Below are 24,505 nucleotides of genomic sequence, written 5' to 3'. Positions count from 1 at the left end.
TTATGAAAAAAATAATTTTACTTCTAGCTATAGCCGTGGGATTTGCATCGTGTGAAGGCGATCAAGGACCTGCAGGATTTGATGGCCTTGATGGTCTTGATGCAGAGACTGCTTTGATTTTTGAAACTACAGTAGATTTTGCTGCGCCTGATTATTCAGTTCCCGTGAACTACCCTGATAATTTCGAACTTTTTGATACAGATGTAGTTTTGGCATTCATACTTTTTGAAGATGCAGATACTGACGACGGTCGTGTTGTAGATGTGTGGAGAGCGCTACCGCAGACAATATTTAGTGATTTTGGTGACTTCCGTTACAACTATGACTTTACGATTGTAGATGCAAGGTTGTTTATAGATGGACCAGCTTCAACAAATTTTGACAACCTCACTACTGCAGACGTTAACAATCAAACTTTTAGATTTGTTATTCTCCCATCAGAGTTTGCTAGCGATCCTAGACTTGATGTAAATGATTTCAACTCTGTTATGAATATAGCAAACTTGAATTCCAGTGATATTATCCAAATACAGAAGTAAATTCTAATTCGGAACTTAATTTAAAAAGCGACCTATTGGGTCGCTTTTTAAATTAAAGCAAATTCTTCCAGCCATAGTGCGACACCATCTTCTTTGTGATGAGCTGCAATGTATCTCGCTGCATTCTTCACTTCATCCCTACCGTTAGCAACAGCAACACCATAACCAGCGCCCGTAAGCATCTCTGTATCGTTGTAATTATCGCCAAAGGCCGCCACTCCAGACATATCTATATCTGGGTAATTTTGTTTGAGCAACAATTCCAGGGCAGATCTTTTGGATATATTTTTAGGTGAGATTTCTGTGTAGGTATCTTTGGAACGGTATAAATGAACCTGTGAGGAGTATATTTTTTCCGCTTTCGCGAAAGCGGTATTCATACGATCTGCATCGCCCATAAACATAATTTTGTGCGCGCCACCGTCATCCTGCGTATTCTTGAAATATTCTAAGGTAGTTTCCAAATCTTGAATCGTAGGCTCCACACGAGTATTATTTATTTCCCGCAGTGTCCACTGGTCTCTTTCTGTAACAAACCATTCCTTACCACGATACAAACTCACATGAATATCATTTTCCACGCCTATAGCGGCAAGATCCTGAATCACATCAAAAGCAATGCTATCAGTATGGATCACGTTTTCTTCATGCAATACCAGTGCACCATTATAGCAAACGATAGGTGAGCCAATGATGTCCAGAGCATCCTGCAAATAATACATGGCCTGCGGCATGCGTGCGGAAATCAAGATTTTAGGAAGGTCCAACTTTGCAAATACCTCTGCCGTTTTTGCTGATATGAATCTGTTGCCGTCCAGAAGTGTGCCGTCAATGTCTGTTGCTATGAGTTGTATCATTGTGTAAAATTACGGGATAGGTATCAAGCGACACAAGTAAATCAACTTTTTTCAAAAATCATTGATAAGAACTTGGTAGTTTTAAAAAGGTAGGTATATTTGCATCCGCTAAAGCAGAAATGTGATAGCATCGTTCTATAAGAACACGGTCTGGTAGTTCAGCTGGTTAGAATGTCGCCCTGTCACGGCGAAGGTCGCGGGTTCGAATCCCGTCCAGACCGCAATTACTTTAAATAGTAATGCAATTCAAGTTGTGTGTCCCCTAAAACAATTGGGGATTTGAAGGTAATCATAGATTACTTTTTGAGAAGCTTTTCCGAACAGGAGAGGCTTTTTTGTTTTAAGGTAATTCTCTTACCACCTTCAATCAAGGATCAAAAGCTTCGCCTATATTAGAAAATTATGATCCTAGAAATCAGGCTTTGTAGATGGCAGAATTTGCTAATCTATAAATGAATTAGTTCGCAACCATTGCTCACAAGCTTCTGGCCAATTACTGCTAGGTCCATTTTCATCTAAGCCAAAACCATGACCGCCTTTTTGATACAAGTGAATTTCAGAGGGAACATTATTTTCTTGTAAAGCATCAAAATACATGACGCTATTTTCATAAGGAACCGATTTGTCATCCAATGCATGAATTAGAATAGTAGGCGGCGTTTCCTTATTAATTTGATCTTCATTAGAATAAGATTTAACCAATGACTCTTTAGGATCATCTCCAATCAAATTTGATTTGGAGCCCTGATGAGTAAATTCTTCCTTCATGGTAATTACTGGATAAATAAGCATGGCAAAATCTGGCTTACAACTTTGGTTATCTGTTAGTTTATAAACTTCATCCATATAGTGCGTAGAAAGTGTGGAAGCCAGATGTCCACCAGCTGAAAAGCCTATAACACCTAATTTTTTTGATTCAATTCCCCAATCGGCAGCTTGCCTTCTGATTGTTCTCATCGCTTCTTGAGCATCTTGGAGTGGCGCAATAGTCCTATTTTCCATTATTGCGTCTGATGGTAAGCGATACTTGAGAACTACAGCCGTAATTCCTAGGGAGTTTAACCACTGAGCAATATTGGTTCCTTCCTTATGCATGGAAAGATGTTTGTAACCACCACCAGGCAGAATCAAAACGGCAGTTCCATTGGCTACTTCTGGTTTATATATGGACAACGTAGGATTTGTAACCTGACTAGTTTTCACGAGTTGACCATCTTCCATTATAGGAATTTCTTTGTAGTCTGCGTGCTCTTTTGAATTAGGAATACCATTTTGCCAAAGATCCATCTCCATAGTTTGAGCAAATAAATTATGATTAAACACAATCAATATAGTGAGAATTAGGAAGGTCTGGATTGAACGCATTTCAGTTTGCTTTTAGATAATCAATAAGGCTTGGGACCTGTTCTCTTAGTTCCTCAACGGCAAGCGTAGCAACTTGTGTGGAGCCTAAGACAGATAAATGTGTGTCATCTACTTTACCTTCTGGATAATATTCAATTTCGCCTGGAGCGAAATGGAGATACAATTTTTTGGAGTCTTCTATTCCATAAGACTCAACGAGTAACTCGGTTTGATATTGAAGATCAACAAAGGGAACTTGATATTCCGTCGCTACAAGTCGCACTTCTAACGGGTAATTAAAATGCGTGTCTACCAATGTTCCTTCTTCATTGAAATTGCGCCTAACAATGGATGTGAATAAGACAGGTATAGCGCCTCTTGATCTAGAGTCCTCAACAAATTTTATCAAATTTCTACGGTATGCAGTATGCGGATTAGTATAGCGGGAAGAATCATTCACCTTTTGATCATTATGGCCGAATTGGATAAAAACATAATCGCCATCCTTCAAGTTCTCAAGAACAGTTTCCCAGCGACCTTCTGTAATAAAACTGCGAGTGCTTCTACCGTTGACGGCATAATTTTCTAGATGGATATCTCCTGTTAAGAATTGTGGCAACATCTGACCCCAACCACGTTCTGGGTTTTTATCGGGATCGGGTTTATTAGCCATGGTTGAATCGCCTATACTATGAATGGTAATTTTATTTGAAGTCGAATCATTTACCAGAGCAATAGAATAGAAACCCAGTAGCATGATTGCGGCCAATACTATTTTATAAATTTTCATACCAAGCTATTTTCGAAGATTTTTGTTTGTTCCCAAGGACGTTCTCAAGTGTATATTTCTTTGCTTCCGATTTTGATAGTTGTTTTGACCACGGCTCTCTTTTGTCTGGAGCAAAACCTTTGCCTCTATTATTATACTCAGCATAGAAAGCTGTCTTTTCAGCTTCTGGTTTTGACCAGTTATGCCAGCCTTTTGGAAGAATATGACTTCCCATTTCAGTATTTATAAAAACTGTTTTTGCATAAATTCTCCAAGGCCGTCCCAAATAAACCTCGTCCACATCGTCAGCGGCTGTGAGTTTAGAATTTCTAAAGACATAACCATAATCTGCAGATGGATTTGTAGATGCCGCTGTGATATAGGAATTCTTCTTGCTATGGATCTCACAGTTTTCAAATAATGCGGTCGCGCTTCCAAATATGAAATCTGTCGTTCCTTCTATATAACAATCTTTAAAATACTGCTTCCCTTCACCTGAAGCATATAAGGTGTCTTGATTTCCTAACAGCTTGCAGTTAACTATAGCTACCCTATTTGAAGTAATAGATAACGCTACAGCTTGTCCAACATCACCAGCCGAGTTTTCTATGGTAAGATTTTTGGCGGTAAAATCATTTGCTTCTACGCTTAATGTAGGAGTATGAAAAGTACTGTTACGGCCTACACCGATTTTATCGAAATAGTCATTATAGGTAATTATCGTGTTTTCTTTGCTTTCACCTATAAGGTTGATATGAGTATTCCATTCATAGATTTTAACCTTTTCATTGTAGACGCCATTCTTAATAGTAATGGTAATCTTTTCATAAGGAAAGGATTTTGCATTATCAATGGCATCCTGTATCGTGGAATAATCTCCAGTACCATCCTTTGCCACGGTCACATTGAATGGATCTATTGGATTTGCTTTTTTTGCCTTGAGTTTTTCAATGACATTATTCGCTTCCACCCATCGATCATATTTTTTTAAAACTTCCTTGGGTTCATTAGTGTACCATCCATAACCATTCCTGCGCTCAGCTCCTATTTCGTCTAACGAGTATTTCTTGATTCCATCGCGATCACAGAAGAATGGCCTGTTATTTTCCAGTTCCATGAAGCGTGCCCATAAAGGTTTGGCATTTGCATCTTCTACCATCACCTTATTTACAACCTTGCCATTATCATCATACGTTCTTTCTTCACGCAATCCTTCAATTTTTACTCGATTCAACCATGAATGAGCGCTTGCAACAGATTCCATTACGGGAATTGATGGACTGTCAATAGACATGAGCAAGAGAACGATCTTAGCAGACTCCTTACCGCTCAACGATGGTAATTCGTATGCTCTTCCCATAGCTGGCTCTAGTGTCACCTCATCGTGCTGAGCGCACCAACCCGTCAATATACCATCCTGCTTATACTGAGTTTTTAATATGCAGGAAACTCCATTATCAAAAGCTTTCTCAATTCGTTTCAAGGTTTCGTCTGCAGGTTGGATAGAATAAAATCCTGAATCATCTTTTAACTCCTTCAATACATTCATGATATTGACCATGGAATCATCATTGTAAGTGATGTTTGTGGCATAACCTTTCTTTAAAGGGTAGAACTGCGGCCAACCACCATTTGGATATTGGGCTTCCAGCAAATATTCAAGACCTTTAATAAAAGCGGCGCGATATTTCTCGTTGGGCTGTTCCCTATAAATATTTGATAGAAAGAGCATTTCCTGAAAGGTTGCCTCATTATCTGTTGTAACACCTTTAGCGGTTAACTTAAGATCCATTAGCTCCTTTTTTTCATCTGCTGTGAGCGGTTTTTGCATCTGGATGTTTTTAGGCCAGCCACCTATATCTCTTTGATAAAGCAAGACATTCTCTGCCACTTCACGAGCTTCCATAGACGCATACCACTGCGTATCACTATCAGTAACAAGATCCTTCCATGATTTATCCAATATTTGGGCTTGAATACCTTGTACTAGTATCAAACATACTAGTGATATATACATTCTCATAAATTGATGACTTTTTTCTCTTGGTTACTTTTAATTGCGGCCTCGATGACCACAATTACATTGAGTGCTTCTTCTGGTAGAACTGGAACAGGCTGATTATTTCTAATAGAATCATAGATTCCATTATAAAAGGAAGCATAATTTCCAACTTCCGTTGGCACTTTTTCTTTCTTGAATGGTCCATCTTTCAAAACATGTAACAAACCTTGTTCTGAGGCTGGCTCCTTACCCCAATTGATGGTGTTAGGAGCAATCTCTTTTTGAAGTTGCGCTTCTTGAATATCTGCTTTTGACTTAATGAAGGATCCATTTTTACCATTTAGGATATAAGCTGCTTGTGGTTCTTTTACAAAATAACTGGACTTCAAGGTGACAACAAACTCCTTATAATATAGCTTGACGTCAAAATAATCGGCTACTTGTGATTTATCCCTAAAGGCATCAAGATAACCGTAAACTGATGCCGGCATCCCAAACAACACCAACGCTTGATCAATCAAATGCGATCCCAGATCATATAAACTACCAACCCCAAGTGTTGGCTTCTCTTTATGGGTTTTGTAGCTCAAATTGGACTCATATCTGTCATAGTGGAATTCTGCATCTACGAGCTCTCCTAGAACTCCAGAATTGTAAACCCGTTGAACGGTCTTAAAATCACTATCCCATCTTCTATTGTGATAGACTGAGAGCATGACGTGATACTTTGCTGCCAACTCTATTAATTCATGGCATTGATTACCCGTAACCGCAAATGGTTTTTCAATTACCAGATGTTTACCTGCTTCAATGATTTGTTTTGCAAATTCAAAATGGGTAATGTTGGGAGTATTCACAATAATCAGTTCGATACTATCATCCATCAGCAAATCCTCCAGATTTCTTACTGTTTTAATCTTTGGATACTTTTTTACGGCAACATCTTTGTTTCTCTCCCAAACTGCATAAAGCTCAAAGCCAGGATTTGCCTCAATAAAAGGCGCGTGAAATAAATGCCCACTCATGCCATAGGAACATAGAGCTGTTCTGATTTGTTTCATGTTAACGGTAAGTTTCTATGGTTAATCATAATTCAGATTCACACTTAATTTTACTATAAAATGATAAATTGATAGTGTATTACACTCTTTTAGGTAGTTCGCTTTCGCGAAAGCGTGATAGACCAATTTATTTACTTTCAAGTACTACATCATCAATCACTAATGCATATCTGGAATGTAAACTAGGAGTATCTCTGAAAGATTTAATTCGATAAACACTCAGTTACATTAAATATCTTCTAAGGATGATTTTCATTTATAGATAGAAAATCATTTGAAAGCTAAATACTAAGGTAGAAAAAATACACTTACAAATGTAATCGATTGCAATTAATACTTATTTTATCCATTATAATGTCTGTTATAAGAATTAATATAGCTTTAATTTTTTCACGCCATATTTAGAGTACATCATTAAAGTCAATACTATTGCTGTAATAGACGTTACCTGAGATATCAATAATTACAGTCGCACATAATTACCATATTGAAAAAAATTAAGATATAATTTGCATAATTCAAATTAAACGGTACATTTGTGCAATCGATTACATTTAAGTAATCATTTAATTAAATCAGCCTATGGTTTTTAATACAGTTCATTCGTTGTTTTTCAAATCAAAAGAAACAAAATCAAGTCGGTCATCAAAAGGTCTTTTAGGGGCTATACTATTTGTGACATTAATACTATCGGGTAATTCTTTGGCATTTAGTCAAAATATAATAAGTGGTAGTGTTACCGCAGCTGATACTGGAGAGCCTTTGTTAAATGTTACTGTTTTTGTTAAAGGCACAACTATAGGTACGGTGACTGATTTTGATGGTAACTTCTCTTTTGATGCACAGACTGAGAATCCTACACTGGTGTTCTCTTATGTAGGCTATCTAAACAAAGAAATTGTGATAGTTGATCAAACCAATCTTACCGTTAGTTTGGAACCTAGTCAGGAAGCCCTGGATGAGATTGTCATAATAGGTTATGGATCAGTCAAAAAATCTGATCTAACCGGATCTGTAGTATCTATTGGAGGAGAGGCATTGACAAAACAACCTATTTCAAACGTGGCCGAGGCTCTTACAGGACGTCTAGCAGGTGTACAAGTAACCTCTTCTGAAGGATCTCCCGATGCAGAAATAAATCTAAAAGTTCGTGGCGCCGGGTCTTTGACACAGGACAGTTCGCCCTTGATCATAGTGGATGGTTTTCCTATCGCTAGTTTGAATGATATTTCACCAACTGATATTGAGACTATAACAGTTCTGAAAGATGCTTCCTCAACGGCAATCTACGGTTCTCGTGGAGCAAATGGGGTAGTTCTCGTCACCACCAAGAAAGGTCAAACAGGAAAAATAAGTGTTAGCTCAAATGCATACTTTGGGTATAGTAAAATTGCAAATACCATCGATGTTTTGCAACCAGAGGATTTCGTCTTGTGGCAACGTGAGTATGCACTACTAAGAGATCTTCCAGAAACATACGAGCGGTTCTTTGGAGAATGGCAAGATTATGATCAGTACATAGGTTTGAAAGGGAATAACTGGCAAAAACTGGTTTATGGAGAGCAAGGAAAAGTCAATAGTCGGGATCTAGCCATAAGAGGTGGATCTGATAAAATTAATTTTAATTTCAATTATGCACATTTCGATCAAAAAGCTATCCAGATAGGTTCCGATTTTAAAAGAGATAACCTATCGCTTGCATTAAAAAGTAAGGCCCGTGAAAACTTATCCCTTGCATTTACAATACGATATTCTGACACAGAAATAAATGGTGGTGGCGCTAATGAACAGAATGAATTTTCATCTGCAGATGCACGTCTAAGAAATAGTGTAGGATATTCTCCTATTCCTCTTCCAGGTATTACAACTACCAATACTGACGAGGCATTAGCTGGATATCTAGTAAATCCATTAGTTTCAGTTGCAGATAATCAAAGACAACAAAACAGAAGGAACTACAATCTGTTGGGTGGTATAACATGGGAGGTCATTGATAATCTTGAACTGCAATCTGATCTAGGTATCGATTTCAGAAATGATCTGGATTACCGTTTTTATGGACGGTCTACATATTACTCTAATAACATACCAACTGCCGAAAATCAAGGTTTACCATCATTGATCTTATCAGACCGTAAACGTGAATCATTTAGAAACGCAAATACACTTAATTATGACTTCAAAGAGTTTTTGAATAATGACCAGAATCTACAGATATTATTAGGGCAGGAAATCATTATTAATAAAGACACTCGTACGACTACAGAAATTAATGGGTATCCAACTGACTTTACATTTGATAACGCCGTAAGCTTGACCACACAAGGTTCTCCCAATCTGGTAGATAATTTTATAAGTGCAGATGACAAGTTATTATCCTTCTTTGGACGTGCTAATTATAGCTTATTAAACCGCTATCTATTTACTGCAACATTCAGAGCAGATGGATCCAGTAAGTTCGCAAGGGGAAATAGATGGGGTTACTTCCCGTCAGCTGCTATTGCTTGGAAACTGGATCAGGAAGATTTTCTTAATGAAGTAAACTGGATTGAAGCACTAAAATTAAGAGTCAGTTACGGTGCGGTAGGTAACAACAATATTCCTCCCAATCAAGCGGTTCAAACCTTTGAATCAAATGACACCAACTTCCTAAATAACATCAGTGATTACTGGTCGACGTCAAATACACTTTTCAACCCAGACCTAAAATGGGAAACTACTGTAACTCAAAATGCTGGTTTAGATTTTAGTCTATTTAAAGGTCGTTTTTCAGGTACCGCAGAGGTTTACAAAAATGTGACTTCAGATCTTCTCGTACGCTTTCCAACACCGGGAACTGGGTATATAAGTCAGTTCAGAAACTTGGGAGAAATACAAAATACTGGTATTGATCTTACATTAAACTACACTTTGTTTAACGAAGAGAATTACGGTGCTGATCTTTCCTTCAATGTTGGATTCAATACGAATAGACTTAATTCATTAGGAGGCGACCTGCAAAATTTTGGAGAAAATACTAACTGGGCGTCATCTCAAATAAACAATGATTACCTAGTGGAAGTAGGAAAACCTATAGGATTAATGTATGGATACGTAAGTAATGGAAGATATGAAATTGAAGACTTCAATTATGATGCTAACGCAACACAGCCATACACATTGATTGATGGAGTTCCTAGCAATGAAGGAATAGTAGGTACACCAAGACCTGGAAATATGAAATTGAAGGATCTTAATGGCGACGGTATTATAGATGTCGATGATCAAACTTTTATAGGAGATGCAAATCCAGATGCCGTAGGAGGTTTTGTTCTTAATGCAAATGCTTATGGATTTGATCTTACAGCTGCATTCAATTTCAGCATAGGTAATGATGTTTATAATGCAAATAAGATTGAGTTTAGCACCTCAAACCTCAATAGCCAATATCGTAATTTGAGCACGGTACAGGCAGATGGAGTACGCTGGACTAATTTGAACCCAGAAACAGGATTATTAGTACAAGACCCTCAAGAATTAGCAGCGCTTAATGCGAATACCACATTATGGTCTCCATTTTCAGATAGGTTTGTTTTTAGTGACTGGGCAGTTGAAGATGGATCTTTCCTACGTTTAAATACATTGAGTTTAGGTTACACGTTACCAGGTTCCCTTATTTCAGATTACGGTCTCACTAAAATAAGGTTCTACGCCACTGCCAATAATGTATTTATTCTTACTAAATACTCAGGTCTTGATCCAGAGGTTTCAACTCGTAGAAGAACACCTCTAACACCAGGTGTTGACTTCTCTCCATATCCTAGAAGTAGACAAATAGTATTTGGACTTAACCTTAATTTCTAATTAACATTTTATAAAAGATGAAATATATAAAACTTGCTATTGTAATATTTTCCATAAGTCTTTTCAATTCTTGTGAGGATGTTGAAGGGGAATTTTTAGAAGCACCAGCACAATCGTCCTTAGAGGAGTCTGTAATTTTTTCAACTTTTGGACTTGCCAAAGGTGCCGTTGACGGGATACTGGAACCAATGGGACAAACCAACTCTTATCGTGGACGCTTTATACCATTTTATGGTTTCAATACTGATGCAGAAAGAAATTACAATTCTACTCAAGCGAACAATGCCACAGCAGAATTAATGATATATGACGCAGAACCAACTAATCCTCAAATGAATACGGACAATAATGCGTGGGCACAAATGTATCTAGGTATTGAACGTGCCAATATTTGCATCAATGGGCTACGTAGTTTTGGAAATATAGATGAGAATGAAGACTTGGGTCAACTATTAGGAGAGGCATTGACTTATAGAGCTGTTTACTATGCTGACTTAATGAAGGCTTGGGGAGACGTTCCTGCTCGATTTGAACCTATCACTCCAGAAACTTTATACCTGCCAAAAACAAATAGAGATGAAATCTATAAAAGAATCATATCTGATTTAGAAGAGGCTTCACAACTGGTAGCGTGGCCTAACGAGAATTCACTTACAACATCAGTAGAACGTGTAAATAAAGCCTTTGTAAAGTCGCTTAGAGCTAGATTAGCCATGGTTGCTAGCGGCTTCCAGCAATATCCTGATGGTGTGAGAAGATCGAATGACCCAGAACTTTCTGTCAATAACATGTATACACTAGCTCTTGCAGAAGCTGACACCGTTATAAATAGTGGAAGAGTTCAACTGGCACCGACTTTCGAAAGACTATGGAGAGATCTTAATGAAGAAGTCGTAAGCGCTGGTAGAGAATCATTGTGGGAAATACCATTTGCCGCAGGTAGAGGACGTGTACTGTTTTCCTTTGCGGTGAGACATCGTGGAATTGATCAACACACGGCTCAACCTAGAGGCGGTATTGCAGGACCACTGCCTAATCTTTTTTATGACTATAATGAGAATGATACTCGCAGAGATATTACTTGTATTCCATATGAATATGGAACACCTATAGATGGCTTCGCTCAACAAGAACTGGTTGGGTTGAGTACTTGGTATTTTGGAAAATTTCGTTATGAATGGATGAACAGATATGTAACATCTACCAATGACGATGGAGTCAATAAAATCTATATGCGGTATGCAGAAGTACTATTATTAGCAGCTGAAGCTGCTAATGAATTGCAGGGACCAGGAGCAGCTGCACCGTATTTGAAGCAAGTACGTAGAAGAGCCTTTCCATCGTCTATGCAAGCACAACAAGTGGATTCATATGTAGACAATTTAGGTTCTAAACAAGCAATGTTTGATGCGCTTGTTTTGGAAAATAAGTATGAGTTTACAGGTGAGGCAGAGAGAAAGCAAAATCTCATTAGATGGAATTTGCTTGGTGCCAACTTACGAGAAGCTAAGATGAAACTAGCAAACCTTCAAAATCGTTCTGGAGAATACGCTGATGTGCCTACCACTCTTTATTTTAGATATGCAGAGGATAATGAAACTTTGGAGATTTTTGGATTGAATAGAGGCGAAACCCAATCACCAGGACCTGAATTTTCTGAATTTAACTGGACTACATTAGAAGATGTGGATATCAACACCTTATTTAAAGAAGGCGTTGATCCAGACGACCGACAATTCTGGCCTATATGGCAAACCTTTATTGACGGTAGCAACGGTCAACTAGTGAATGATTACGGGTACTAAAAGTTTACAAACAAATAATATGAGTTATTATGATAAATAAAGCCACAAAGGTATTTAGAGTTGTATTGGGAGCAGTGTTGTTTCTTTTAGTAACCACTAATTGTACTGAAGATGAAGATCTAATTACAGAGCTGGATGTATCTCGTGAATTTGCACCTGTCAACGTAAGAGCGCAAATACGAACGCAAACAACGGTAGAGCTTACCTGGAATCCTGATGAGAATGTAAACAATTATCTTGTCGAGATAAGTGAGGATCCCGACTTTGCAACTTTAGTTGAATCTATAGAGACAACAGCAAATGAATTGCCCGTCAGAATCCTGCTTGCAGCAGAAACTCTTTATTATGTGCGAGTACAGGCGATAAGTTCTAGAGGAATCAACAATTCCAATTTTTCTACCGCAGTAATTGCGCAAACACTAACAGAACAAATATTCCTTCCTTCTCAGGATGGCGATATAATGTCTAATCAAGCCTTATTAAGATGGGTGCCAGGTAGTACTGTAACAACTATAATTTTAAACCGCGGTAGTACCGACGCCATAACGAGACAAATCACACCTCAAGAAGTTATTGATGGGATGGCAACTATTACCGGATTGACAGGAGAGACTGACTACACTGCAACTTTACTTAACGGGAATAATATAAGAGGTATTCAAAACTTCACAACAGAAGTTGACAGAAATACAGGAAACGTCATTACTCCAGCAGATGATTTACTACAAAGAATAGCCGATGCTAACCCTGGAGATATACTATTACTTGAAGCTGGCGATTATACAAGTCAAACGGGAACGGTCGTTTTGGATAAGCCACTTACTATAAGAGGTTTATTGAGCTATGATAAACCAATGCTAAGAGTAAGCTTTTCAATCGTAACTGGAGGAACCGACATTAATTTAATAGATCTTGACCTGTCTGGAGATGTTGCTACTGAACTTATAGATACAATACGATATTCTGGTGCTGATGCTTTTGACTCTTTAGTTGTAGATGGTTGCAATGTGCATGATTACAATAGGTCGTTTATAGCCGGTAATGAATCAGGAGCGGTTCTACAATCACTTACGGTAAATAATTGTATAGTTACTGACGTGATTACAACTGGAGGTGATTTTATAGACTTTAGAAATTCTGATGTTTTCAATACATCTGTTACTAACAGCACGTTCAATAATTGTGCTCCAGGACGCGACTTCTTTAGGATTGATGATGCAGGTGACACTACACAAACTGGAATTACCATAAATGTTTTGCTTGAGAATTGTACACTATATGCTGTTTGCAACAACTCGTCCAGAAGAGTCCTATACGTACGATACCAAATGAACGATATAATCGTAAGAAATAATCTAATCACAGATACAGAAGGATATTATTCTAACCAAAGTAGAACTGATGAGAACATTGAATTTTCCAACAATAATTATTTCAATGCGCCTGGCTTCTTTGATCCTACTAACCCAAGATTTGATGGATCTACAACATTCTTTAATTTAGATCCTGCATATCAAGATGCTGAAAACGGAAATTTTAGCGTCTCCAATCAAACGATTATAGATAATAACATAGGTGACCCGAGATGGTTGCGATAAATAAGTTTAGATAATGAGTTAGCAATGAAAAGAGGTATACACTTGATGCATACCTCTTTTTGATTAACAAGATTTATAGCTATACATATTAGATTTCAAAACCCATGAAAAAAATATTCAAAACTAATTTTAGGATTTTATTCTCCTTGCTATTGTTAAGCACTTTTTTATTTAGTTGTAAAACTACAGTGACAGATAAAGGTATACCAACAGATAACTTTGCAGCGGCAGACCTTATCATAAAAAATATAGTTGTACCAAAGTTCCAAAACAAAACGTTTAGCATACTGGATTACGGAGCAGTAGCAGACGGTACAACTGACAATACTGCAGCAATTAAAAATGCCATAGAAAGTTGCAATGCTGCTGGAGGCGGTAAAGTAATTATCCCTGAAGGCAGATTCCTCACTGGAGCTATTTACTTAAAAAGCAATGTCAATCTTCATCTTGAAGATGGGGCCGTTGTCCTTTTTTCTACAGACACTAAAGACTATCTACCACTTGTTCATACTTCTTATGAAGGCCAGGAGTTGATGAACTACTCGCCGCTCATTTATTCCTACTATGAAAAAAATATCGCTATAACTGGTACCGGCACATTTGATGGACAGGCAAGTAATACTAAATGGTGGAATTGGGTAGGCAAAGAAGAATACGGTTATATAGAAGGTGAACCTAAACAAGGTGATGATCATAACCTCCCTAGGTTGTGGGCATTTTCAGATGAAAACAAACCTGTGGAAGAGAGAGTTTTTGGTGAAGGGTATCAACTGCGCCCACAATTTATACAGCCTTTTGGCTGTGAGAATGTACTAATTGAGGGTGTCACGATTTTAAATGCACCATTCTGGGTTATTCACCCTATCAAATCCAATAATGTAACAGTTGATGGAGTAACTATCAATAGCCACGGGCCCAACAATGATGGCTGCGATCCTGAATATGCTAAGAATGTTCACATCACCAATTGTACGTTTGACACAGGTGATGATTGTATCGCGATCAAATCAGGTCGCAACAATGACGGTCGTGTAGTGAATATACCCAGCGAAAACATCGTCGTCGAGAACTGTGACATGAAAGATGGGCATGGCGGTGTAGTTATGGGTAGTGAGATCTCCGCAGGTGTGCGCAACGTTTATGTAAGAAATTGTAAAATGGACAGTCCAGAACTGGATCGAGCGATACGTATCAAAACAAATTCTTTAAGAGGTGGTTTTGTAGAAAATGTATTTGTGAAAGACATTCAGGTAGGAAAAGTGAAAGAGGCGATGCTTAGGATAAACGCCTATTATGGAACTTATGCCAATCAGGAAGGCAATTTCATTCCTTCTATCAAAAACATCCATTTAGAAAATATAACCGTGGAAGATGGCGGTAAATACGGCGTCTTAATTAAAGGGCGCCCAGAAAGTCTTGTGAAAAACGTTACCCTCAAAAACATCACTATCAAAAATGCAGAAACAGATCTATCTGTAGAGAATTCTGAACCTTTGAAATTTGAGAATGTGACTATTAATGGTAAAAAATATTAATCTACAAAGTCGACTTATGAAAAAGATCTTGCTACCAGCTCTGTTTTTAATGATTGCGCTTTCGTGTAAACGAGAAAATCAACAGATTACTTCACAACAAGAGCCAGAACCGGTTCCTTCACTTACCACTTATGCAGAAATTTCAATGAAAGAAGGTGGACATTGGGATGATCGTGAATATATTGATGGCAATTTTGTAAATGTTGATACGCTCAATGTACCGTCAGAACATACAGATCATTCTTGGTTTATAAGATATGAAGGTCCAGGCTGGGAAAATAGTCAAGTTGGATACAGGCTTTATCTAGACTGGCGCAATGCCATCGATATTTTTGGGAAGAAGGTTGACTCGCTCGTGCTACCTTATGTGGGACAGGATGGATTTGACTCCTATCATGAAACGCAACCATGGGGACAGGACATTTTGAAAGCTGGTAAATCCATGGGAATAGGTGGTTATGGCCGCATGATAAACGATACCATTGCACATTTTAGAAATGTAGAAAATACCACTGCAATCGTTCAAAACAATGAAGGAGAATCCATGGTAAATATCACTTATGAAAATTGGAAAACAGGTAATGATAGCATTGACTTAGAAGCAAAATTATCCATTTTCCCGCAAGATAGATTTACTAAAGCTACTTTGAAACCTTCAAAAGAAATTACGGGAATCTGCACTGGTATTGTAAAGTTTGAAAATATTCCTTTACAGAAAAAAGAGGGCAATTCATGGGCCTATATCGCGACCTATGGAAATCAAACGCTGGTAAGTGATGATGATAAATTAGGCATGGCGTTGTTCTATAAAATTGATCAAGTAAATCAACAGCAAGAAGGAATCAATGATCATCTGGTACTTTTCAATCCTACCAGTCAGGAGATCACGTACTACTTTTTAGGGGCGTGGGAACAAGAAACAAACGGTATCAAAAACGAGGCTAAATTTATCGCAGACCTTGACCTGAAACTGAATCAGCTAGAAAACTCCAACTCTTTATAATTCACCCTATGAAATTTAAAACTTTTGCCTCTTTTTTATTTGCAATCGTCTCCATGGTCGGCTGTAAATCCATGGAAGAAAAACCTATGGAAACAGCTAATTCCAATCAAGATATGGAGATGCTGGTTCCCGCCAACTTGAAATGGTCAGAGCGCATGATGTTGTCAGAGATGGAACGTGTACCCAAAGCTTCCATGTTGGATTTTCAAGAAAAACCTCGATGGAGCTATACAAATGGTTTGGTTCTTAGCGCTTGCGCGAAAGTGTATGAGCAAACAGCCAATGAACAATATTATGACTACATCTATAACTATGCAGATGAACTCATTGACAGCACAGGAACCATAGAAACGTATAAATTGTCCAATCAAAACCTAGACATGATTAAGTCTGGTGACGTACTGCTCTACTTATATCCAAAAACGAAGGAAGAACGTTTTCTAATTGCCATGGAAACGCTAGACAGTCAAATGAAATCACAGCCCAAAACCTCTGACGGTGGCTACTGGCACAAGAAAGTATATCCTCATCAAATGTGGCTCGATGGTCTCTACATGGCAGAACCTTTCCATATTAAATATGCACAGGAATACATAGACAATGAAGCTGAAGTTCAGCAAATTTATGACGACGTGGTGTTACAATTTGACCTCATTCAAAAGCACAGCCGTGATGAAAAAACTGGATTGTTGTATCATGGATGGGATGAAAGTAAGGAACAGGAATGGGCCAACAAGGAAACTGGAAACTCACCTCATTTCTGGTCTAGAGCAATGGGCTGGTATGGTATGGCGATGGTAGATGTGCTGGACTTTTTACCAGAAGATCATCCTGGTCACGCTAGAATGGTCACCTACCTCAACCAGTTTGCAGAGGCTATAACTGCCGTACAAGATGAATCTGGTTTGTGGTATCAAGTCATCGATCAAGGAGATCGTGAAGGAAACTATTTAGAAGCTTCAGGAACGTCCATGTTTACTTATGCATTTGCTAAAGGAGTTCGTAAAGGCTACCTGCCACAAAAATATAGACAAGTAGCTGAAAAGGCTTACAAAGGACTCATTGATGATCTAGTAACTGTAGAGGATAACGGCCTTGTAAACCTCAACCAAATATGTGGTGTAGCCGGTTTAGGAGGCAATCCATACAGAGATGGCTCTTACGAATATTACGTGGGAGAAATCATTAGACCCAATGATCCAAAAGGTACCGGACCATTCATTATGGCTAGTTTAGAATTAGACCAGTAGTATGATTAGGAGACTATTTCCCGTATTCATTGGCCTACTCCTGCAAACTAATGTTGTGGCTCAAAATAATGACGCTTATGTTTCCAAGGTTTGGGTGGCAGATCAAGGAAATGGCTTTTACAAGAACCCTATTATTCACGCAGATTATTCTGATCCTGATGTAATAAGAGTAGGTGATGATTTTTTCATGACCTCGTCTAGTTTTAATACCGCGCCAGGTCTTCCCATTTTGCATTCAAAAGATATGGTCAATTGGAAACTGATCAATCACGCTCTGCCTAAAATCGTTCCAGAAGAACACTTCAAAAAACCTCAACATGGTAATGGTGTCTGGGCGCCCAGTATCAGATATCATGAAGACGAATACTACATTTATTGGGGAGATCCAGACTTTGGTATTTACATGGTTAAAACCAAGGATCCATTTTCAAAATGGGACGAACCTATCTTAGTGATGCCTGGAAAAGGATTGATAGATCCATCACCATTATGGGATGACGACGGTACCGCATATCTAGTTCATGCATATGCAGGAAGTCGCGCAGGCGTAAAAAGCCTGTTGACCGTAAATCGTATGAATGCCAGTGGCACAAAAGTCATTGATGAAGGAGTCCATGTTTTTGATGGCCATGAGAACCAAGGTACCATTGAAGGTCCCAAGTTCTATAAGAAAGGAGACTACTATTACATTTTTGCTCCTGCAGGTGGTGTGCAATATGGCTGGCAACTCGTACTGCGATCAAAGAACATTTATGGTCCATATGAAGAAAAGATAGTTCTGGAGCAAGGCAGTACTGATATCAATGGTCCACATCAGGGCGCCTGGATAGAAACTGAGGATGGTGCATCTTGGTTTTATCATTTTCAAGATAAAGATGCCTATGGTCGTGTAGTTCATTTACAACCTATGAAATGGGAAAATGATTGGCCAGTAATGGGAGAAGATTTAGACGGTAATGGTATTGGAGAACCTGTACTCACCTACAAAAAACCTATAGTTAAAAACAATGCCGTAAAAACAACTCCAGTAGAAAGCGATTTCTTCACTAGATTCAACATAGGAAAACAATGGCAATGGAATGCTAATCCAGAAGTAATCTGGCATGCAAAGCTACCTAGCAATGATTATCTAAGGTTGTTTTCCATAAAACCGCCAACATCTTCGGCAAACCTTTGGATGACTCCCAATTTACTTCTGCAAAAATTTCCTGCACCTAGTTTTACCGTAAATACAAAAATTTCATTGCACCCAGAAGAAGCAAGCTCGGGAAAATCAGCAGGTGTAATCATCATGGGAACTGACTATGCCAGCTTGGGCATATCCCATGACCAAAACGGATATTTCATAACCCAATCAGAGACGATTGATGCGATAGGAGAAAAACCAGAGAAAATCAATGAAACCGTTCGTTTGAAATCAAACTCCGCTTATTTCCAAGTCGATGTTATTGCTCCAGAGGCTATTTGTAAATTCAGATATTCTGAGGATGGTAAAACGTTTATTGAAATAGGTAAATCCTTTAAGGCAAAACCAGGTAAATGGATTGGGGCTAAAGTTGGGCTTTATAGCATTAGTACAGAAGAAGCTGCGAGAGGCGGTTATGCAGATGTTGAATACTTTGAGATTGACGAATGACATTTTCAAAAAGTATAATCACCGCAATAGTACTATCATCATTTCTAATTTCTACTGCTCAGGAAGAGGAACCAGAATTCAAACCTTACACCGCAGCTTCAACATTAAAAAAGCTGAGCAAAGATTATCCTTTCATCAATCCAATTGATCCTGTAGACCCTTCTTTAATAAGAAGCAAGGAGTGCAAAGTCTACAAGAAAGTAGATGGTACTAAACTTGAGTTGGACATCTACTTACCTAAAAGTCGCGATCAGGATTTACGCCCAGCCGTTTTGCTGATTCACGGTGGTGGCTGGTTGGTTGGAAGCAGGGAAAATCAGCGAGCAATGGCTAAAAATTTAGCCTCTAATGGATTTGTGGCGATTACTGTATCCTATAGACTAGGATTAGAGACCCCTTATCCTGCTGCTGTACTAGATATCAAAGATGCTGTCAAATGGACAAGAAAACGCGCCAATCGATACGGCGTAGATCCTGATAAAATTGCTATTCTAGGTGCTTCTGCTGGTGCCCAATTAGCAACGCTAGTTGGCGTGACTCCTGATTCCGAACTTTATCTTACAGACACTTCTATCTCAGATCAGGTTCAGGCGATTGTAAATATTGATGGAATTGTCTCTTTCATCCATCCAGAAGCTTCCGCAGAAGGAAAAATGGCAAGCATCTGGCTCGACGGTTCTAAAGAAGAAAACTATTCTGCCTGGAAAGAGGCATCTCCTTTAGAACACCTTTCACAGGATGATCCTCCTATTCTATTCATTAACAGCGCTCAACCACGCTTTCATGCTGGAAGAGATGATATGATATTTTTTTATAAGAACAATGAAATCTATAGCGAGCAACATACCTTACCAGAAACACCTCATTCATTTTGGTTGGTACAGCCTTGGTTTGAAACAACCTTGAACTATACAACAACCTTTTTGAATGAGGTGTTTGATAAAAAAAACTAATTCCTAATTACTGTTCAAACTCAAATGCTCCTATATCTGGTGCAGTTCCGTTAAACGGAAGTCCTACATCTACTCCTGCATCTATCAAATCACTAGAACTAGTAAGTCTTAAGAAATCGACGACGGGTAAATCGCCATTAGCTTGTCTTGCAGATAGCATTAAGCTAACATTCAGACTTCTGAAGTCAGAACTATTTGTAACACGTCCATCTTGAAAACCATTATTAGTTATATCAGTTTGAGTAGCATTAAAACTATCGCTTTCGCTTCCGTCAAATGAAAGCGAGTTCTTTACTATTAAGGATGCAGCTGGGTTTGTATTGCTGAAGCTGTAGTTTCTCTTATTATCATAAGATGATCCATTGTAGATTACCACATCACCTCTATTACTATTGTGATCAAAACCATCTTCAGTATTTCCTACGGCTACACAGTTATTATAAATCGCATTATGAATTAAGTCCTTGTTATCACTACCACCAGTTTTGAATCCATTACCGTCACCAGCTCCAACTGAACCGTCACGCAACACTCCATTTCTTATAGCCCAACAATCCTCATGTGTAGTAGTTATGTTCGTAGTATTACGTAAATAACCATCCCATCCATCATCAAGATTTTGCCAAGCTCTACATCCTTTAAATCTATTACCAGATCCTGCATCTAGCTTACAAGCAAATCCATCTGCGTTTTCTAGTGTAGAATCTGCATTGAAGAACGAGTCACAATTTAAAATAAAATTATTACTGCCTCCACTATCAATTTGCAAACCAGTATCTGCATTTTCACTGAAAGTAGAGAATTCTACTGTATTGTTATTTCCAGCTATATGCATACCGTTGTCCCCAGCTCCAAAGACATCAATACCTTTTATATGCCAGAAATCACCATTCAAATCAATACCTCTATTAGATGAATCCTCACCCATTGCAGAAAAATCAAATCTAGGTCTCTCTGTGTCATCAGGAAATGCCTGAAATTTAATAAGTGAACCACTTGTTCCACTAGCATTCATTTCTAAGGTTGAAACGAAAGCATAAGTTCCACCTCTAACAAATATCTCTTCACCTGCTGTTGCATTTGCAATCGCATCAATAATCTCTTGTGAATTGGAAACTACAGTACCGTTAATCGTTTGGGTTACTCCAGAAATTGAAAATGTTTTACTACCAGAAACATTAGATCCATCTTGTGCCGTTACAGTTACCGTTACGGTTCCATTGGTAACTGGTTGAAGTACACCATTCTCAGTTATAGTAGCTACTTGGGTGTCTGAACTACTCCAAGAAACCATTTGGTTTGTGGTATTATTTGGCACGAAACCTACTACTAATTGATTATTGGTTCCGTTTGTAATATCATCACCGTAAATTAATATAGTTTCAGCAATAATATTATCCTCAGAGATCAACCCATCGATATCATCAGTATTACTACATCGAACGGTTGTAAAAGCATTACCAACAAATAATACTAGCAGTAAAACTAATTCTAAACTTTTCATGTAATTAAAGATTAAAGGCAAATACAAGATGTAAAGTAATCGATTACAATTAGATAAACCATATTTAAATCAACTTTTAAAAGAGTAGGAACACATTTTTTGCGACCATAGGAAACAATTCAATTCAACGTTTTGTTTTGTATTTTTACTTTCCACTTTCAACCGTTAAATGAAGAAAAAAACGACTATTTACGATATTGCAGCTAAACTAAATTTGACCGCTGCTACTGTATCTCGAGCGCTAAATAACAATGAGAAAATCAGTAAGAATACTCGTAAGCTCGTTAAACAGACAGCGCTTGAAATGAATTATGAGCAAAACACTCTTGCCCGCGCTCTTAAAAGTGGTAAAAGCTTCAACGTTGGCGTAGTGGTACCTAGAATGGATAGTAATTTTTTCGCATCTGTAATTAGAGGTATCGAGGAAGAACTCTACCCTAAGGGATACCATGTTATTGTTTGCCAAACTCACGATCAGGAAAACCTAGAAACAGGAAACATCAATTCATTATTAAATGCGCAGGTTGATGGTATTCTAATTTCCATCAGTAAGTCAAACGACAACACCAATGTTTTTGACAGTTTATTAGAGAAACAGGTGCCATTGATATTTTTTGACAGAAAAAGGGATATGGAAGGAATTAGCTCAGTGACTATTGATGATTATCAAGGTGCATATTCTGCAGTTAAACATCTCATTGATCAAGGTTGTAAACGAATAGCCCACTTATCCAATGATCGTACATTAGAGATTTTCAGAGATCGTTATAGAGGTTACAAACAAGCCTTAATAGATCACGGATTTGAGTTTGATGAGAACCTAGTTGTTGAGTGTGCAAGTAAGATTGAGGAAGGTAGAAGAATAACCAAGCAATTTTTGGAAATGGATCAGCGACCAGATGCTATTTTCTCTTCTAGTGACTTCACCGCATTAGGTGCTATTCAAGAAATCAAAGCTCATGGTCTAAATATCCCACAAGACGTTTGCGTGGTTGGATTTAGTAATGAACCATTTACTCGTTTTATGGATCTTTCTATATCAACTATAGATCAATCACCAATTGAAATGGGACGACTGACAGCTAAAACTTTTTTAGAAGAGGTTAAAAGCAAGAAAAAGATTAAGAATCAGCAGACTATTATTCTTGAGCCAGAGCTTATTATAAGAAAATCTTCATCTCGATAATCCTATAAGGAGACACCACGCTTCCATGGTATAAAATCATTTTGGTTCAAAAGATTTGCCTTTGATGGTTTATTACCTGATGCAATTTGGATAATGATTTCAAGAGTCTCCTCAGCCATTTCCTCAATGGTTTTTTCTCCTGTAATAACACCTCCAGTATCAATGTCTATGATATCACTCATTCTACGAGCTAGATCAGAATTTGATGAAACTTTTACGATTGGTGCAATGGGATTTCCTGTTGGAGTTCCCAGACCTGTTGTAAATAAAACAATATTTGCACCTGATCCAACCATGGCTGTCGTGCTTTCCACATCATTTCCAGGAGTACACAATAGATTCAATCCACGTTTCGTAACATATTCTCCATAATCCAGTACATCAACTACTGGTGAAGTGCCACCTTTTTTTGCTGCGCCAGCAGATTTCATAGCATCTGTAATCAATCCATCTTTAATGTTACCCGGCGACGGATTCATATCGAAACCAGATCCAGCATCTACAACTGACTTTTCAAAAGCTTTCATAAGTTCCAAAAATCGATCTGCAGATTCGTGCGATTCGCAACGATTAACCAGCTCCTGCTCTACTCCACACAATTCTGGAAATTCTGAAAGAATTGCCGTACCTCCTAAAGCTACCAACATGTCCGATGTGTATCCTAAGGTAGGATTAGCAGAGATTCCTGAAAATCCATCAGAACCACCGCATTCAAGGCCTAATCGTAACTTAGATAAAGGAGCTGGTTCGCGCTTGAGTTCATTGGCTTCCTTGATGGCCTGAAAAGAACTTTTAATAATACTGTTGAGCATTTCATCTACCGTTCCCATCTTCTGTTGCTCATACATCAAAATGGGCTTTTTATTATTAGGACTTATGACACTTAAGGCATTTTGAAACACCTCAATTTGAAGATTCTGACATCCTAAGCTTAGCACGGTTGCGCCTACTACATTGGGATTATGTACATAACCAGCAAGTAATCTAGCTAAACTTTCTGAATCCTGTCGTATACCACCACATCCACCAGGATGCGTGATAAACTTAACATCAACATTCTCAAAAACTCTTTCTGGTTCATTGATATCCTCAACAGCAGCTTCACTACCATTTTGAACTAAGGATCGTAATAGATTTCTATAATTATTCTTAGGCTGTGTGAGCAGTTCTTTTTCAAACACCTCTTTTAAGGTCTCGATATTTCTATTTTCACAAAATACCAATGGAAAAAATAACCAAACATTTGCTGTACCCACTTGACCGTCTTCTCTATGGTAGCCCATAAACGTTCGATCTTTCCAACGGTCGACATTTGGCGGATTCCATCCTATAGTATCTGTTTTCTCGGTTACTTTGGCACTTTGGTGTTTGACATTATCAATAGTCAACACCGCACCTTTTGCAACGGGCAAACTAGCTTTCCCTACCAAGACTCCGTACATAAATATCTTGTCACCTTCTTCTAGGTCTACTAATGAAATTTTATGTTTAGCCTTAACATCGGTAACGGCAACAATGGCTTGATCCTCAAAAGAAATAACATCACCAGCAGAAATGTCCACTAATGCTACCGCTACATTATCCTCTGGATGAACTTTAATTAGTTTCTTTTGCATAATC

17 protein-coding genes and 1 tRNA gene are annotated in these 24,505 nt (G+C 38.2%); 11 read left to right on the top strand and 7 right to left on the bottom strand.

Features of this window, described 5'->3' with window-relative positions:
- Positions 1-2: 2 nt before the first annotated feature.
- Positions 3-539 (top strand): dihydrolipoamide dehydrogenase, encoded by a 537-nt coding sequence (locus BLO34_RS13455; RefSeq protein ID WP_090756036.1) that lies wholly within the window; start codon positions 3-5, stop codon positions 537-539.
- 47 nt (positions 540-586) lie between these two features.
- Here BLO34_RS13455 and BLO34_RS13450 read toward each other — a convergent pair whose 3' ends face one another.
- Positions 587-1,396 (bottom strand): HAD family hydrolase, encoded by an 810-nt coding sequence (locus tag BLO34_RS13450; RefSeq protein ID WP_090756034.1) that lies wholly within the window; start codon positions 1,394-1,396, stop codon positions 587-589.
- Between the two features lie 147 nt (positions 1,397-1,543).
- On the opposite strand from BLO34_RS13450, the gene BLO34_RS13445 reads away from it, so the two are divergent.
- Positions 1,544-1,617 (top strand) — tRNA-Asp (locus BLO34_RS13445).
- 220 nt (positions 1,618-1,837) lie between these two features.
- Here the strand turns inward: BLO34_RS13445 and BLO34_RS13440 are convergent.
- The 4 genes from BLO34_RS13440 to BLO34_RS13425 form a co-directional block, all read right to left on the bottom strand.
- Positions 1,838-2,689, bottom strand: a complete 852-nt coding sequence (locus BLO34_RS13440; RefSeq protein WP_231959511.1) for an alpha/beta hydrolase — start codon at positions 2,687-2,689, stop codon at positions 1,838-1,840.
- Positions 2,690-2,762: 73 nt separating this feature from the next.
- Positions 2,763-3,530: a rhamnogalacturonan acetylesterase gene (locus BLO34_RS13435; protein ID WP_090756031.1), complete on the bottom strand. Its 768-nt coding sequence runs from the start codon at positions 3,528-3,530 to the stop codon at positions 2,763-2,765.
- Entirely contained in the window at positions 3,517-5,526 is a 2,010-nt protein-coding gene (gene pelA / locus BLO34_RS13430; protein WP_231959510.1) for a pectate lyase, read from the bottom strand. Before pelA ends, BLO34_RS13435 begins: the two co-directional genes overlap by 14 nt.
- A gap of 2 nt (positions 5,527-5,528) precedes the next feature.
- Positions 5,529-6,572, bottom strand: a complete 1,044-nt coding sequence (locus tag BLO34_RS13425) for a Gfo/Idh/MocA family oxidoreductase (protein WP_090756028.1) — start codon at positions 6,570-6,572, stop codon at positions 5,529-5,531.
- Positions 6,573-7,274: 702 nt separating this feature from the next.
- Here BLO34_RS13425 and BLO34_RS13420 point away from each other — a divergent pair.
- The 8 genes from BLO34_RS13420 (at position 7,275) to BLO34_RS13385 (ending at position 20,195) form a co-directional block, all read left to right on the top strand.
- Positions 7,275-10,415: a SusC/RagA family TonB-linked outer membrane protein gene (locus BLO34_RS13420; protein ID WP_231959509.1), complete on the top strand. Its 3,141-nt coding sequence runs from the start codon at positions 7,275-7,277 to the stop codon at positions 10,413-10,415.
- A 17-nt stretch (positions 10,416-10,432) separates the two neighbouring features.
- Positions 10,433-12,220, top strand: coding sequence for a RagB/SusD family nutrient uptake outer membrane protein (locus tag BLO34_RS13415; RefSeq protein WP_090756025.1), 1,788 nt, complete (start codon positions 10,433-10,435; stop codon positions 12,218-12,220).
- Between the two features lie 29 nt (positions 12,221-12,249).
- Positions 12,250-13,818: a DUF5123 domain-containing protein gene (locus BLO34_RS13410; RefSeq protein WP_090756024.1), complete on the top strand. Its 1,569-nt coding sequence runs from the start codon at positions 12,250-12,252 to the stop codon at positions 13,816-13,818.
- Between the two features lie 104 nt (positions 13,819-13,922).
- Positions 13,923-15,353, top strand: coding sequence for a glycoside hydrolase family 28 protein (locus BLO34_RS13405; protein WP_090756022.1), 1,431 nt, complete (start codon positions 13,923-13,925; stop codon positions 15,351-15,353).
- Positions 15,354-15,369: 16 nt separating this feature from the next.
- The gene (locus BLO34_RS13400; protein ID WP_090756691.1) at positions 15,370-16,356 is read left to right on the top strand and encodes a DUF4861 family protein; all 987 of its coding nucleotides are present in this window, start codon (positions 15,370-15,372) and stop codon (positions 16,354-16,356) included.
- An 8-nt stretch (positions 16,357-16,364) separates the two neighbouring features.
- Positions 16,365-17,606, top strand: a complete 1,242-nt coding sequence (locus BLO34_RS13395) for a glycoside hydrolase family 105 protein (protein WP_090756021.1) — start codon at positions 16,365-16,367, stop codon at positions 17,604-17,606.
- A gap of 1 nt (position 17,607) precedes the next feature.
- Positions 17,608-19,242: a glycoside hydrolase 43 family protein gene (locus tag BLO34_RS13390; RefSeq protein ID WP_090756019.1), complete on the top strand. Its 1,635-nt coding sequence runs from the start codon at positions 17,608-17,610 to the stop codon at positions 19,240-19,242.
- The gene (locus tag BLO34_RS13385) at positions 19,239-20,195 is read left to right on the top strand and encodes an alpha/beta hydrolase (RefSeq protein WP_090756018.1); all 957 of its coding nucleotides are present in this window, start codon (positions 19,239-19,241) and stop codon (positions 20,193-20,195) included. The genes BLO34_RS13390 and BLO34_RS13385 overlap by 4 nt, the downstream gene beginning before the upstream one ends.
- A gap of 7 nt (positions 20,196-20,202) precedes the next feature.
- Here the strand turns inward: BLO34_RS13385 and BLO34_RS13380 are convergent, their stop codons facing one another.
- Positions 20,203-21,699: a right-handed parallel beta-helix repeat-containing protein gene (locus tag BLO34_RS13380; protein WP_090756016.1), complete on the bottom strand. Its 1,497-nt coding sequence runs from the start codon at positions 21,697-21,699 to the stop codon at positions 20,203-20,205.
- Between the two features lie 169 nt (positions 21,700-21,868).
- Between BLO34_RS13380 and BLO34_RS13375 the strand changes: the two genes are divergently transcribed.
- Entirely contained in the window at positions 21,869-22,885 is a 1,017-nt protein-coding gene (locus BLO34_RS13375; protein ID WP_090756015.1) for a LacI family DNA-binding transcriptional regulator, read from the top strand.
- Between the two features lie 2 nt (positions 22,886-22,887).
- On the opposite strand, the gene BLO34_RS13370 is transcribed toward BLO34_RS13375, so the two are convergent.
- A complete protein-coding gene (locus BLO34_RS13370) occupies positions 22,888-24,501 on the bottom strand; it encodes a UxaA family hydrolase (protein WP_090756013.1) in 1,614 nt (537 codons plus the stop codon).
- Positions 24,502-24,505 lie beyond the last annotated feature (4 nt).

Source organism: Nonlabens sp. Hel1_33_55 (assembly GCF_900101765.1).
Taxonomy (GTDB): Bacteria; Bacteroidota; Bacteroidia; order Flavobacteriales; family Flavobacteriaceae; genus Nonlabens.
This window is presented reverse-complemented; position numbering and strand designations above follow the sequence as displayed.

What these genes read in the sequence shown, in the direction of transcription:
- BLO34_RS13415 (WP_090756025.1), top strand. Translation starts at nt 10,433, where the DNA reads ATGAAATATATAAAACTTGCTATTGTAATATTTTCCATAAGTCTTTTC.
- BLO34_RS13400 (WP_090756691.1), top strand. Translation starts at nt 15,370, where the DNA reads ATGAAAAAGATCTTGCTACCAGCTCTGTTTTTAATGATTGCGCTTTCG.
- BLO34_RS13425 (WP_090756028.1), bottom strand. Translation starts at nt 6,572, where the DNA reads ATGAAACAAATCAGAACAGCTCTATGTTCCTATGGCATGAGTGGGCAT.
- BLO34_RS13385 (WP_090756018.1), top strand. Translation starts at nt 19,239, where the DNA reads ATGACATTTTCAAAAAGTATAATCACCGCAATAGTACTATCATCATTT.
- BLO34_RS13405 (WP_090756022.1), top strand. Translation starts at nt 13,923, where the DNA reads ATGAAAAAAATATTCAAAACTAATTTTAGGATTTTATTCTCCTTGCTA.
- BLO34_RS13390 (WP_090756019.1), top strand. Translation starts at nt 17,608, where the DNA reads ATGATTAGGAGACTATTTCCCGTATTCATTGGCCTACTCCTGCAAACT.
- pelA (WP_231959510.1), bottom strand. Translation starts at nt 5,526, where the DNA reads ATGTATATATCACTAGTATGTTTGATACTAGTACAAGGTATTCAAGCC.
- BLO34_RS13410 (WP_090756024.1), top strand. Translation starts at nt 12,250, where the DNA reads ATGATAAATAAAGCCACAAAGGTATTTAGAGTTGTATTGGGAGCAGTG.
- BLO34_RS13440 (WP_231959511.1), bottom strand. Translation starts at nt 2,689, where the DNA reads ATGGAGATGGATCTTTGGCAAAATGGTATTCCTAATTCAAAAGAGCAC.
- BLO34_RS13375 (WP_090756015.1), top strand. Translation starts at nt 21,869, where the DNA reads ATGAAGAAAAAAACGACTATTTACGATATTGCAGCTAAACTAAATTTG.
- BLO34_RS13435 (WP_090756031.1), bottom strand. Translation starts at nt 3,530, where the DNA reads ATGAAAATTTATAAAATAGTATTGGCCGCAATCATGCTACTGGGTTTC.
- BLO34_RS13450 (WP_090756034.1), bottom strand. Translation starts at nt 1,396, where the DNA reads ATGATACAACTCATAGCAACAGACATTGACGGCACACTTCTGGACGGC.
- BLO34_RS13370 (WP_090756013.1), bottom strand. Translation starts at nt 24,501, where the DNA reads ATGCAAAAGAAACTAATTAAAGTTCATCCAGAGGATAATGTAGCGGTA.
- BLO34_RS13455 (WP_090756036.1), top strand. Translation starts at nt 3, where the DNA reads ATGAAAAAAATAATTTTACTTCTAGCTATAGCCGTGGGATTTGCATCG.
- BLO34_RS13380 (WP_090756016.1), bottom strand. Translation starts at nt 21,699, where the DNA reads ATGAAAAGTTTAGAATTAGTTTTACTGCTAGTATTATTTGTTGGTAAT.
- BLO34_RS13395 (WP_090756021.1), top strand. Translation starts at nt 16,365, where the DNA reads ATGAAATTTAAAACTTTTGCCTCTTTTTTATTTGCAATCGTCTCCATG.